At 71.5% G+C, this 11,610-nt stretch carries 16 protein-coding genes and 1 pseudogene; 3 read left to right on the forward strand and 14 right to left on the reverse strand.

Translation table 11 applies throughout. The features are described from left to right. The first annotated feature begins 19 nt into the window (after positions 1 to 19). The gene (locus tag P0Y41_RS07065; protein WP_284063246.1) at positions 20 to 652 is read left to right on the forward strand and encodes a TorD/DmsD family molecular chaperone; all 633 of its coding nucleotides are present in this window, start codon (positions 20 to 22) and stop codon (positions 650 to 652) included. A 206-nt stretch (positions 653 to 858) separates the two neighbouring features. On the opposite strand, the gene P0Y41_RS07070 is transcribed toward P0Y41_RS07065, so the two are convergent. From P0Y41_RS07070 to P0Y41_RS07080, 3 genes are read right to left on the reverse strand one after another with little or no spacing between them, the layout of a single operon-like run. After that, positions 859 to 1,140, reverse strand: a complete 282-nt coding sequence (locus P0Y41_RS07070; protein ID WP_284063247.1) for a hypothetical protein — start codon at positions 1,138 to 1,140, stop codon at positions 859 to 861. After that, positions 1,133 to 1,453 carry a hypothetical protein gene (locus P0Y41_RS07075; protein ID WP_284063248.1) on the reverse strand — a complete coding sequence of 107 codons (321 nt, stop codon included), beginning with the start codon at positions 1,451 to 1,453 and terminating at the stop codon, positions 1,133 to 1,135. Before P0Y41_RS07075 ends, P0Y41_RS07070 begins: the two co-directional genes overlap by 8 nt. Continuing rightward, positions 1,446 to 1,646: a hypothetical protein gene (locus tag P0Y41_RS07080; protein ID WP_284063249.1), complete on the reverse strand. Its 201-nt coding sequence runs from the start codon at positions 1,644 to 1,646 to the stop codon at positions 1,446 to 1,448. The genes P0Y41_RS07075 and P0Y41_RS07080 overlap by 8 nt, the downstream gene beginning before the upstream one ends. A gap of 120 nt (positions 1,647 to 1,766) precedes the next feature. Between P0Y41_RS07080 and P0Y41_RS07085 the strand changes: the two genes are divergently transcribed. Next, a complete protein-coding gene (locus tag P0Y41_RS07085; protein WP_284063250.1) occupies positions 1,767 to 2,960 on the forward strand; it encodes a DUF7405 family protein in 1,194 nt (397 codons plus the stop codon). Between the two features lie 66 nt (positions 2,961 to 3,026). On the opposite strand, the gene P0Y41_RS07090 is transcribed toward P0Y41_RS07085, so the two are convergent. The 7 genes from P0Y41_RS07090 to P0Y41_RS07120 form a co-directional block, all read right to left on the reverse strand. After that, on the reverse strand, positions 3,027 to 3,185 hold the full coding sequence (locus P0Y41_RS07090) for a hypothetical protein (RefSeq protein ID WP_284063251.1): 159 nt from the start codon (positions 3,183 to 3,185) through the stop codon (positions 3,027 to 3,029). Positions 3,186 to 3,292: 107 nt separating this feature from the next. Further along, positions 3,293 to 3,460, reverse strand: coding sequence for a hypothetical protein (locus tag P0Y41_RS07095; RefSeq protein ID WP_284063252.1), 168 nt, complete (start codon positions 3,458 to 3,460; stop codon positions 3,293 to 3,295). Between the two features lie 120 nt (positions 3,461 to 3,580). Further along, a complete protein-coding gene (locus P0Y41_RS07100) occupies positions 3,581 to 3,928 on the reverse strand; it encodes a hypothetical protein (protein WP_284063253.1) in 348 nt (115 codons plus the stop codon). Beyond that, positions 3,928 to 4,065 (reverse strand): hypothetical protein, encoded by a 138-nt coding sequence (locus tag P0Y41_RS07105; protein WP_284063254.1) that lies wholly within the window; start codon positions 4,063 to 4,065, stop codon positions 3,928 to 3,930. Before P0Y41_RS07105 ends, P0Y41_RS07100 begins: the two co-directional genes overlap by 1 nt. 95 nt (positions 4,066 to 4,160) lie before the next feature. Continuing rightward, positions 4,161 to 4,427 carry a hypothetical protein gene (locus P0Y41_RS07110; protein WP_284063255.1) on the reverse strand — a complete coding sequence of 89 codons (267 nt, stop codon included), beginning with the start codon at positions 4,425 to 4,427 and terminating at the stop codon, positions 4,161 to 4,163. A 98-nt stretch (positions 4,428 to 4,525) separates the two neighbouring features. Beyond that, positions 4,526 to 5,359 (reverse strand): DUF7124 domain-containing protein, encoded by an 834-nt coding sequence (locus P0Y41_RS07115; protein WP_284063256.1) that lies wholly within the window; start codon positions 5,357 to 5,359, stop codon positions 4,526 to 4,528. 12 nt (positions 5,360 to 5,371) lie between these two features. Continuing rightward, a complete protein-coding gene (locus P0Y41_RS07120) occupies positions 5,372 to 7,171 on the reverse strand; it encodes an aldehyde ferredoxin oxidoreductase family protein (RefSeq protein ID WP_284063257.1) in 1,800 nt (599 codons plus the stop codon). Between the two features lie 110 nt (positions 7,172 to 7,281). On the opposite strand from P0Y41_RS07120, the gene mobA reads away from it, so the two are divergent. Next, the gene (mobA, locus tag P0Y41_RS07125) at positions 7,282 to 7,944 is read left to right on the forward strand and encodes a molybdenum cofactor guanylyltransferase (protein WP_284063258.1); all 663 of its coding nucleotides are present in this window, start codon (positions 7,282 to 7,284) and stop codon (positions 7,942 to 7,944) included. Between the two features lie 5 nt (positions 7,945 to 7,949). Here mobA and yqeC read toward each other — a convergent pair whose 3' ends face one another. The 4 genes and pseudogenes from yqeC to P0Y41_RS07145 all read right to left on the reverse strand — a co-directional run bounded on the left by yqeC (position 7,950) and on the right by P0Y41_RS07145 (position 11,588). Continuing rightward, on the reverse strand, positions 7,950 to 8,708 hold the full coding sequence (gene yqeC / locus P0Y41_RS07130) for a selenium cofactor biosynthesis protein YqeC (RefSeq protein ID WP_284063259.1): 759 nt from the start codon (positions 8,706 to 8,708) through the stop codon (positions 7,950 to 7,952). Next, positions 8,705 to 9,172, reverse strand: a complete 468-nt coding sequence (locus P0Y41_RS07135) for a hypothetical protein (RefSeq protein WP_284063260.1) — start codon at positions 9,170 to 9,172, stop codon at positions 8,705 to 8,707. Before P0Y41_RS07135 ends, yqeC begins: the two co-directional genes overlap by 4 nt. A gap of 78 nt (positions 9,173 to 9,250) precedes the next feature. Continuing rightward, on the reverse strand, positions 9,251 to 9,772 hold the full coding sequence (locus P0Y41_RS07140) for a redoxin domain-containing protein (protein WP_321170859.1): 522 nt from the start codon (positions 9,770 to 9,772) through the stop codon (positions 9,251 to 9,253). 126 nt (positions 9,773 to 9,898) lie between these two features. After that, positions 9,899 to 11,588: pseudogene (locus tag P0Y41_RS07145) on the reverse strand (hydantoinase B/oxoprolinase family protein). Positions 11,589 to 11,610 lie beyond the last annotated feature (22 nt).

An 11,610-nucleotide genomic window follows, 5' to 3' on the forward strand; every position in this document is an offset into this window, starting at 1 on the left:
CCGCGTCCCGACACACACCATGAGCTCAGACGAACTCGCCGTCTACGACGCCCGGATCGAACTGATCGACTTCTGCATCGAGGTGTTCCACGACGCCCCGACCGAGGAGTTCCTCTCGCACCTCCTCTCGGGCGACATGCGCACCCCGGAGGACAGCGTGAACGACCACCTCGACGCCGGCTTCGAGCACGTCCGGGCGTTCGTCGACGCCCACGAGGACGACGACGTGTCCGAGCTGCGCAGCGACTTGCGGCAGAAGTACACGGAGGTGTTCGTCGGCCCGCGGCCGCCGGTCCTGCTCCACGAGACGCACTACCGCGACGACACCGAGTTCATCGGCGAAGGGCTCGCGGAGGTGGAGGCGAGCTACGGCGCCGCCGGCTGGACGCCGCCCGAGGAGTACCCCGAAGAGAGCGACTTCGTCGCCGTCGAACTCGCGTTCCTCCGGTGGCTCGTCACCAAGCAGCGCGAAGGTCGAGACGAGACGTTCGGCTACGAGCGCGTGTTCCTCGACAACCACCTCATGACGTGGGCCGACGACGCCGCCGAGGACATCCGCGCGGAGACGGACGAACCGCTGTTCCTTGCGGCCGGAGAGATCCTCGCCGGGCTCGTCGAGTTCGAGGACGAGATCGTCGCGCAGATGGTGTAAGGCGACGGTTTGTCGCGAAGTTCGGTGTCGCAGAACGCAGCCATCTGATCGCGAAAGCTGGTGGCGGTCGCGTACACGACACAGTAGTCACAGTCACGCTAGTCAACACGACACAGTAGTCACAGTCACGCTAGTCACAGTCACGCCGCACGCGGTTCGGATCCACACCTCCCGCGGTTTCAGCCCCCGTCCGCTCCACGTCCGCTTCAGTCGTCCGACGGCTGACGCTGGACGGCCGTATCTGGCCCGTTCGTGGTGTACACGACCGCGAAGCCGCCGAGGACCGACAGCCCAGCGAACGCGACGGCGACCGGGGTGCCGATCGCCATCGCCTGCTCCATCGCGAAGTACGCACCCCAGGTCTTGCGACCGATCGACTCGGCAGCGATCGCCATCGCGGCGACGCCGGCGACCGTCACGAGCAGCCCCAGCACCGAAGCCGCCGCGAACGCCCGCGCGAGCCACGGAGCCGAAAGTCGCTCAGACATCGTACACTACCCGCGCTGTCAGCGAGACGAGGAGCAAGGGGACCAACAGCGCGAGCAGTCCGCCCATCAAGATTCCCATGTAGCTGATCGTCGACTCCAGGTGGATCGCCCAGTGCCAGGTGCCCTTGATCTCCGCGATGACGGCCACCGTCCCCACTGTGAGCAGTGAGAGCCCGAGCAGCGACGCGAGCGTGTACGCGCCAACGCGCACCCAGTACAGCGCGCCGGCGAGCCGACCGCGTTCGCCGCCGGACGCGTCAGTCACTTCCCCCGCCCGTCCCCCGCCGTCAGCGGGCGTTGTCGGGCTACTCATCGGCTCCACCCCCCGACGCGTCGTCGATGCCCCTCGTCGTGGCGACGGCCCCTCCGGACGCCCCGTCGGCGTCCGCCGCGTCGTACGATCGGTACGCGTCGTACGTCGCCAGCGCGAGGACGACCACGCCGACGCCGAGCACCACGAACGCGGGGCCGAGCGCGAGCGGGAGGTTCGCGTGTGTTCCGCCCATGATACGGGATCGCTCGGTCTGTGGACTCATAGCGTTTGTGTCGGGGAGCCGAGCGCCGTCGCTCGCGGCGCTCGTGACGACCGAACGTTTTTGCCCGCGTACGACGTGACACGTGTTAGAATGCCGTCCCGACGGAACATGCTGGGGAAGCTCGCGGTCGCTGCCGGGATCGGCGTCGCCGGCTGCACCACCGGCGCCCCGCCCGGGCTCCCGCTCGACGCCAACCCCCACTCGGTTCCGAGCAGACAGTTCGCGCAGCGTGACGTACTCCAGCGCGACGCCGACGGCAACGAGCTCCAGGCGCGCCACCGGCGCATCCTCCTGTTGGACCTGAAGCGCGAGCCCTCAGAAGATGCCGCAGAAACCGTCGAACGCGCGCTCCGGACCGTGGAGGCGGCGTACGACTGGGCGCCCGACGGGCTGTTTCACGCCCTCGCCTGGGGGTCGACGTACTTCGACGACAACGACGCGCTCGGGCGCGTCCCGATCGAGCACCCGGAGGTGCTCACGCGCACCGACGACGAGGACCTCCAGCACTTCGACGCGATGCTCGTGCTGGAGTCGGACGTGGAATCGCACCTCCCGACCGTAGAGAGCGCGTTGTTCGGCTCGCGCGAGGAACTGAACGGCGAGCCGGTGGACCACACGCTGGAGAGCGTGTTCCGTCGACGCGACCGCCGGACGGGCTTCCTCGGCGAGGGGCTCCCCGCCGAACACGTCGACGTGGAGGGACTGGAGGCGGACGCCCCGATGTTCTCCGGGTTCTTCTCGGGGCGCGAGGGGTCTCAGGCCAGCGAGGACCGCGTCGCCATCGACGACGGCCCGCTGGCCGGCGGCACCACCGCCCACCTCTCGCACATCGCCTTCGATCTCCCGAAGTGGTTCTCCGGCGACGAGGCGAGCCGGATCGAGAAGATGTTCACGCCCGAGTTCACCGCCGACGACGTCGCTGATCTCGGGACGGACGTGCCGTTCGCGGACGCGGTACGCGAGCACGCTCGCGATCACGGCAGCGTCGGCCACCACGAGAAGGTCGCGCGCGTCCGTCGGGACGGCGAGCCGCTGCTGCTCCGCCGGGACTTCAACACCGTCGACCACGGCCGGACGGGCGTTCACTTCCTCAGCTATCAGCGCAAGCTCGCGCACTTCCGACGGACGCGCAAGTCGATGAACGGCTGGTACCTGCGCGACGACCACCCCGACATCACCGACCGCGAGAACAACGGCATCCTCAACTTCATCACCACTCGCTCGCGGGCGAACTTCGTCGTCCCGCCGCGGGAGAAGCGGGCGTTCCCGCTGACGATCACTTGATCTGCGAGGTTCGCGATCGAAACGTAAGAACCGACCGACCGGCGTGACGACGTCCGACGGCGTCAGTTACTCGTCGTCGCTCGCGGCCGCGCCGTCGATCTCGACCTCGCCCTCGCTCTCCCGGCGGTTCTCCTCGTGGGGACCGCTCTCGTACTCCCAGACCTCGTACCCCTTGTACTGTTCCAGTGCGCCCTTCGGTCGCCAGCCGGTGTCCTCGGTCGCCATGCACCTGTGATCAGGATCCGAGAACTTAGCTGTTGTCCCGATCCGGCGTCGAGCCGTGCCGGCGTGTCGACACGCGAAGGCGTCGATCGGTCACGAGCCGATCGGGGTCACACCAGCGCAGGGAGCACGCCCGCGAGGAACGTGAGCGCCGCGACCCCGAGCGCGACGTGTCCCGCGAATCCGGCCGCGAGGAGCGCGGCCACGAGCGCCTCGGTTCCGATTCCGATCCGATCTCGTCGAGCGACCGTTCCGGTCGCAGTCGTGGTGGCCGGCATCTGTCTTCACCCACTTTTGGCTACTGGTGGACGTGAAAAACCGAGGCGGGGTGGTTCCCGACGGTCGGGAACCGGCGAAAGCGGGGCTTAACGCAGTCGGACGGTGTGGCCGTCGGCGGGCTACTCCGTCGGCGGTGCGTTCGGCGGTCGTTCGGCGTCCCCGTCGAGAAACACGTTCGCGAACAGGTCGACGTGCAGTCGCAGCAGGCGCTCGGCCGACAGCCCGGACTCCTCGGCCTGCCGGTCGAGGAACGTCGCCAGGTCGTCGCTCGGGGAGAACCGGACCCGCTCGCCGCCGTCCTCGACTTCGAAGGTGACCTCCGTGCCGCCGGAGACGAGGTGTTCGATCTCCAGCAGCGCCTGTTCGAGTTTCACCTCCAGCGCGCGCTCGTCCTCCATCATGCGCTGGTCGCCCCACTCCTCGGCGGCGGCGACGAGGCGGTCGCTCGGCTCGAAGGTGATGGCCATCAGAACGACACCCCCTGGCCCTCGAACGCCGGGTCCCAGGTCGTTACTGTCTCGCACACCGGACACTCCCGGCGAACCTCCCCCTCGGGAGAGCCGACGCGCGTCATCGTGCCGCAGTCGACGCACTCGTACTGCATGGAGGGTGGCACGGGAGCCGGCGTGTTAGCCTTGTCCCTCGGTCACACCGTTGGCCGGTTTCGGTTCGGCTCGAAGCCGGACCGCAGACCGGTCGTTACTCCTCGGGCGGCCACGCCTTGGGCGCGGGGTCGGACTCGCCGAGTTCGCCCAGGTAGACGAACAGGAGGGCGACGATCCCCGCGAGCACCGCGACGCCGGCGAGGCCACCGACGGCGTTCTGCCCGACGTACGACCCGGAGAACGCCCAGATACCCTCACTCGCGGCGAACGTCTGCACGGCGATGTACGCGCACCACAGGCCGATCCCGGTCACCATCGCGGTCAGCACCCAGCTTTGCGATACCGCGTTTCGAAGTCCCATAGCGAGCTATTGACACGGGGATCGCAAAAAGTGTACCTCCGTTCGGACGGGACATCCGGCGTTGCGTCGACGGGCCGTGCGGAGATCCCGAACCGCGCTCAGTTTGCGTCCCCGTCGGGAGCGCCCCCCGGCTCGTCGAGGGCCCACTCGGACGCCTCGGCGGCCTCCGCCAGCGGGACGAACTCCCAGCCGGCGCGCTCGGCCCACGCGCGCTCGCCGGCCGACTCGACGCCGACGAGTACCATCCGCTCGGCGTAAAACATCGAGTTCGGGCCGACTTCCTCCAGTCGCTCGCCCGGGCCGGTCCCAGTGCCGTTGAAGAAGTCGAGGTCCAGGCGGTTGTCGCGCTGGTACTTGTTGATCACGTGTGCGTCGACGTCGCCGACGATCCCGACGTAGTCGGTCCACGTCTCGGCGTCCGCGAGCGCGGCGTGGAGGTTCGACAGCGAGCGCACCGCCCGGTACGACAGCGCCATCGTCATCTCGCTTTTCGCCTCGCCGTGTGGGCCGGTCGCCTCGGGCTGCGCTTGCGTCTCCTCCTCGCGCGCGTCGGCGGAGACGCCGCCCCCGCCCCCGCCATCGCGGGGGATGCCGACCGGCTTGTCGTCGTCCGCGTACGGCACGCGCGGCGTCGACGAGGACAGGTCCGCGTCGAGGTCGTCGTCGTACTCGGCCGGCGCGGGCTCGTCGGCGCCCAACTCCTCCGCGCGGGCGCCGCCAGAGCGCCAACCGTCGTCGCCGTCCGCGCCACCCGCTTCTGGGCCGGCCGGCGGCGACGAGGGCGCGTCGTCGTCGGCCACGTCATCTGCGTCGATCGATTCGTCGGCGTCGCCCCCGCTGTCGTCGCCCCAGAACCAATCGCCGCGGTTGGGCCGCTCGTCGTCGTCGTCGGGCTGTACGTCGAGGTCGTCGAGGTCGATCTTGTCTGGCATCGCTGTGTCGTGTCAGTCGTGGGATTGCGGTCGGTCGGCGGGCCCGTCGGGCGTGCCGGTCAGTCCGGACGTGTCCGTTGGGTCGAGCGCGTCGGTCGGGAGCCCGAGCGCACCACAGCGCTCGGGCGTCGGGAGTCCGCGGTCGTCCCACCCGCGGGCGGCGTAGTACGCGTCGAGCAGCCGGTCGAACCCCTCGCGGTCGACGGCGCGGCCGGCCGCGGGCGCCTCCCCGGTCGGGAGCGGCTCGGCGAACTGCGCCGGGAGCGCGTCGGCCTCGCGGTCGAACCCCTCGCGGGCGTTGAACAGCCGAACGAGCGTCCACACGCGGTCGCCGACGCGTCGGAGGTCGTCGTGCGGGACGCCGAGCGCATCGAGCCACTCCGCGCCCAGGTCGTCCCACAGCGTCTCCCCGGCGAAGTCGTCGACGACGAGGCTCCACAGCACCGCGCGGGCGTTCTGTGCGCCGACGACGGCCTCGACCCGGCGGGCGGTGTCCCAGTCCTCGCGGAACACTTCTTCTTCGATCGGGCGAGCGCGGCGGTGGCAGCCGCCGCGATCGGCTGTCGCGTACGCCAGCGCCATCCCGAGTGCGCCCCGGGGGTCGTAGGCCGGGAGCTCCATCGACTTCACCGTCGGCACGTAGTCGTCGCCGCCGCGGCGCTCGGCCGCTTCGTCGACGCCCTCCGCCAGCGCGTCCGCGAGGTCGTCGTCCGCCTCCCGACGAGCGATGCGCTCGATCAGCTCGCGGGCGCCGTCCTCGTCGCCGAACTCGAAGTCGACCTCGTTCGCGCGGACGGCCCACGCGACGGCGTTGCCCGCGGTGATCACGTCGACGCCGAGGCGGTCGCACGCCTCACCCAGCGCCGCGACCGCGTCGAAGTCGTCCATCCCGAGCCCGGCGCCGAGCGTCATCGGCGCGGCGCCGCGGGGGACCGTCTCGCCGTCGTCAGTCTCGACGCGGAAGCCGCCTGGCACGTCCTCGTCGGGGTGTTCGCGCTCGTGTGCGGCCGCCGCGGCCGCCTCGATCCCGATGCCGTCGACCTCGTTCGCGGTGTCGCGCCAGCCGTTCGCGGGCAACACGCCCACCTCGGCGGCGAAGTCGATCGACTCCAGAGTCTCGCCGGCGGTCTGCCACTTGCCGGCGTCGTCGGCGGCGAACGCCGCCTCGTACTCCGCGTGGAGGTCGGCGAGTTCCGCGGGCACGTCCGGCGGGTCGCCGCGGGCGACGACCGCCTTCAGGTGCTTCGCGCCCATCACTGCGCCCGCGCCGCCGCGGCCGGCGTGGTGGTCGCCGGCGTCGGAGGCGACGGTCGCGTACGCGACCTCCCGCTCGCCGGCCGGGCCGACGCACGCGACCGCCGCGTCGGGGTACGCCTCGCTGGTCTCGACGGTGTCCGCACCCGCGAGGTCGCCGGCGGACTCCAGTCGGGGCTCGCCGTCGCCGACGACCAACGCCGTCGGCTCGTCGGCCGCGCCCGTCACGAGCACGCCGAGACACTCCGGCAGCGACCCCGCGAGCCGATCCGGAAACGTCCCGCCGGAGTAGGAGTCGAGGAACGCGCCCGTCAGCGGCGACTTCGTCACGGCGGCGTAGCGCGACTCGCCCGGGAGCGCGCCCGACAGCGGGCCGAGCATGAATCCGAGGAGGTTCTCGGGGCCCCGCGGGTCGGCCCCGGGCGAGAGTTCGTCGTACAGGTACCGGGCCCCGAGCCCCTTGCCCCCGAGGTAGCGGCGACGCCACTGCTCGGGGACCGGTTCGAACGCGGCGGTCCCCGCCGAGAGGTCGACGCGGAGCACCCGGGTCCGTGTCATCGTCACCGTGGAAACGGCCGACGCCGATAAGCGTTTGCCAGGGGGCGAGTCGCGCTGGCTCGACCGGTGTTCCCACAGGCGTTTTCACCCCTCCCGACGCACCTCCGCACATGCCCCGGTACGCCGCCGTCGTCGCCGGCGGACGCTCGACCCGCTTCGGCGACCGCGACAAGGCCGTCGCCGATCTGGCCGGCACGCCGATGATCCGTCGCGTCGCCGACCGGCTAGCGGGCGCGACCGACCGGCTGGTCGTCAACTGCCGCACCGACCAACGGGCCGCCATCGAGGACGCGATGGCCGGGTATCCGAACCCCGTTCGCTACGCCGAGGACCCCGATCCCGACGAGGGGCCGATGGCGGGTATCCGGACCGTTCTCCGCGGCGTCGAGCGGTGGGGTGGCCCCGACGCCCCCGCGTTCGTCGTCGCCTGCGACATGCCGTTCGTCGACCCCGCGCTCGTCGGCGTGCTGTTCGATCGGATCGACGGACGTGACGGCGACGACGACGCGACTCTGGACGCCGTCGTTCCCCGGGTCGACGACGAGTGGTTCCAGACGACCCACGCCGCCTACCGCGCCGGCCCGATGGCCGACGCCTGCGACGCCGCCCTCGCGCGCGGCGACCGCAAGATCATCGCGCCGCTGTTCGATCTCGACTACGCGGTGATCGACGACGACGAACTCGCCGACCTCGGCGTCGACGGCCGGAGCTTCGAGAACCTCAACACCCGCGAGGAGTTCGAGGCGGCGGGAGCGGCGTTCGCGGCGCGGTAGCCCCGCTACCCCTCGATCACGTCGACGATCCGGTCCTCGCCGAGCGCCGCGAGCACCACCCGGTCGAGCCGACCGGACTCGTCGGCCTCGAACGCCGCGGCGGCGACCTCGCGCGCCGCGGCCTCGTCGTCGGCGTCGTCCACCTTGTTCACGAGCGCGACCGCCTCGGCGTCGGCGGGCGCTTCCTTCAGGCCGCCCTCGGTCGAGGCGAGCACTCGGCCGACGGCTTCGGCGGTCACCCGTTCTCCCACGTCGATCCCCGCGACGGCGGCGACCCGCTCGGGTCGGTGAACGCGCTCGTCGGTGAGCGGTTCGCCGACGACGTGCGCGGAGGCGATCGGGACGACGGCGTCGGCGCTCGCCGGGATCTGCGGCTCGCGGTCGTCGGGCGCCTTGAACTCACGCATCCGCGCGCCGTCGGCCTTCACGAGCACGGGGCCGTCGTGAGCGGCCGCAAGGTCGTCGACGGCGTCGGTGTCGTAGCCGAGGTACCGGTCGTCGCGCTCGCGTTCGGGAACGATCCCGAGCGGCCAGTCGACGGCGATGTCGGCGTCCGCGGCGTGGCGCGTCAGCGCGGCGACCGCGTCGGGGTCGACGACGACGCGCGCGACGTGCTCGTCGAAGATCGGAATGCGGACCGTCGCGGTGACGACCGCGCGGTCGAGGCGGTTCGCGAGCGTGTAGAGGGTCGTCTTCTTCCCGCCGGCGCCGACGACGCAGACGAGGCCCTCGGTCGGGAGGGCCTCCTCGGGAGCGATGGTCATACCTCGCCGTTCGCGCGCGTCGCCGAGTAGCTTGCGTCGCGGGCGACCGAGAGCGCCGCCCCGGCGACGCCGCCGGCGACGAACGGGACGCTGCGCGCGAGGAGCGCCGCGACCGCGACGAGCAGCCCTCCGCTCCAGTCGTCCACGATGAACCGGGACACGAGCAGCCCCGCGGCGAACCCGACGATCGCGGCGACAGCGAACACGGTCGCCGTGCGAACGACGGCGGCGGCGGTCGGCTCGCGCATCCCGGCGGCGTATCCCGCCACCCCGGCCGCGACGGTGCTCACGACCGCCGCGAGGGCGCTCGCAGCGGTGAGCAGCCAGACGGTGTCGCTCGAAAGGTCGATCAGTCTCGGGACGAACGCCTGGCCGGTGCCGACGACGGCCGCGACGGCGGCGGCCGCGAGCGCGAACGCGATCTGTCGGCCAAGGCTCCCGGCATCATTCGTTGTGGAGGGCATCGTCCGGCGTTCTCGGCCGCGGACTACAAAACTTCCCTGTCGCGCAGCCGACGACATCCGGCGGCGACGCCGGCGCGGTTACTCGACCTCGGCGGCCGCCGCGACCGCCGCCTCCACCTCGTCGGTGTCGGGGAACGTCAGCGGCTCCGTCGCCTTCCACGTGTAGGAAACGACCCCGTCCGGCGCGACGACGAACACCGCGCGGTTCGCGATCCCACGCATGATCGACTCCTCGCGCCGGACGCCGAAGTCCGCGATGATCGAGTTGTTGAACCCCGAGACGAGCGGGTACTGGAGGTCGTACTCGTCCATGAACGCCAGCAGCGACCACGGCGAGTCGACGCTGACGCCGTACAGCGGGGCGTCGAGGTCCGCGAGGTCAGCCTTCCAGTCGCGGAGCTCGCACAGTTCCTGCGTGCAGGTGCGCGAGTAGACGCCCGGATAAAACGCGAGGACGACCGGGCCGTCGTCGAGCGCGTCGCTCAGCGAGAACTCGCTCACGTCGCCGCCCGTGTAACTGCCGCGCTCGGTGCTTGCGGCGGCCTCGGGGGTCGCCATCGGTGCGGTTACTTCGGGTGCCTCGTCGCCGTCGTCGAGCATGGTCGCTCACTGCGTCGCCGGCGGCTAAACCCTTCGTACCGCGGTAGCCCGGTTGGTCCGAGGCGTCGTTTCTGGTGACGGTGTGTCGGAGGCGACCGCGGAGCCTCCCGCGGCGGCACCGGCGGGTCAGTCGTCGCCGTCGGCGTTCTCGCCCTCGTCGGCGCCGTATCCGTACTCCTCGCGCGCCGCCTCGGCCGTGAGCTTGCCGAGCCGCAGATCGCGCTCGATAGCGTCCACCGAGCGGTCGGCGGGGTCGCCGTACCCCCGCCGCCGGGCGTGCGGACGCTGACGACGGCGCCCGCGGGGAGGTCGCGGGTGTGTTTCGCTGGCAGTTTCTCGGTCTCGTCGCCGTCGTCGTCGACCAAGTAGGCCGCGCCGTTGGCGCCCTCGCCGCCGCCCGCCAGACCGTACGGGTGCGAGTCGTGGCGCTCGGCGAGCAGGCTGAAGCGGGCGGTGTGCCCGCGCACCCGGATGTCGCGCCGGAGGCCCAACCCCCGCGGTGTTCGCCCGCGCCGCCGGAGTCCGGCCGGAGTTCGTAGCGCTCGATCCGGAGCGGGTACGCCGTCTCCAGCACCTCCGCGGGCGTGTTCAGCGTGTTGCTCATGTGGACGTGGACGCCGTCCATCCCGTCGCCGCTCGCGCGCCCGCCGAAGCCGCCGCCCTGCGTCTCGTAGAAGGCGTACGGGTTCGGCCCGTCGCCCCGCGGGTCCGTCCCGCCGAGCGTGACGTTGTTCATCGTCCCCTGGCCCGCGGCGGCGACGCGCCCCGGGGCCGCCTCCGCGAGCGCGCCGAGCACCGCGTCTGTGACGCGCTGGCTCGTCTCCAGGTTGCCGCCGACGACCGCGGCCGGCGGCTTGGGGTTCACGATCGTCCCCTCCGGCGCGACGATCTCGATCGGGCGGTAACAGCCGTGGTTCGGCGGGATGTCCGGGTCGGTCACACAGCGGACGGCGTAGTACGTCGCCGACGCGGTCACCGCGAGGACGGCGTTGATCGGCCCGTCGGTCTGTGCGGCGGTGCCGGTGAAGTCGACGGTGACCCCGTCGCCGTCGATCGTGAGTGTCACCTCGATCGCGAGGTCCTCGTTGCCGCGGCCGTCGTCGTCGAGCGCGTCTGCGAACGCGTAGGTGCCGTCCGGCAGATCGGCCAACTCGGCGCGCATCCGCCGCTCGGAGTAGTCCTTGATCGCCTCAAGCGCCGGCGCCAGGTCCCCGCCGTGCTCGGCCGCGAGGTCGCGGAAGCGCCGGCGCCCCGTCGCGTTCGCGGCCACCTGCGCGCGGAGGTCGCCGCGGCGCTCCTCCGGCGTTCTGACGTTCGCGAGGATCATCGACAGCACGTCCTCGCGCACCTCGCCGACGGGCGTGCCGTCGTCCGCGACCTCCCCGGTACCGGCCTCGAACTTCACCGGCGGGATGCGCAGCCCCTCCTGGTAGATTTCGGTGGAGTCGGCCGCGACCGAGCCCGCAGTTGATCCCCCGATGTCGGCGTGGTGCGCGCGGTTCGCGGCGAACGCGATCACCTCGCCGCCGTCGCCCCGCGCCTCGTCACCGAATATCGGCGTCACGAGCGTCAGGTCCGGGAGGTGCGCGCCGCCGCGGAACGGGTCGTTCAGGAGGATCGAGTCGCCGGGCGAGAGCGTCTCCGGTGGGAACGCCTCGACCGCCGCGGCGACGGAGTACGGCATCGCCCCGAGGTGGACCGGCATCGTCTCCGCCTGGGCGATCATCTCGCCGTCGGCGTCGAACAGCGCCGTCGAGCAGTCTCGGCGCTCCTTGATGTTCGGCGAGTAGCCGGTCCGAACGAGCGTCGCGTTCATCTCCTCGGCGACCGCCTCACAG

This window comes from Halobaculum halobium, from assembly GCF_030127145.1.
Lineage (GTDB): Archaea > Halobacteriota > Halobacteria > Halobacteriales > Haloferacaceae > Halobaculum > Halobaculum halobium.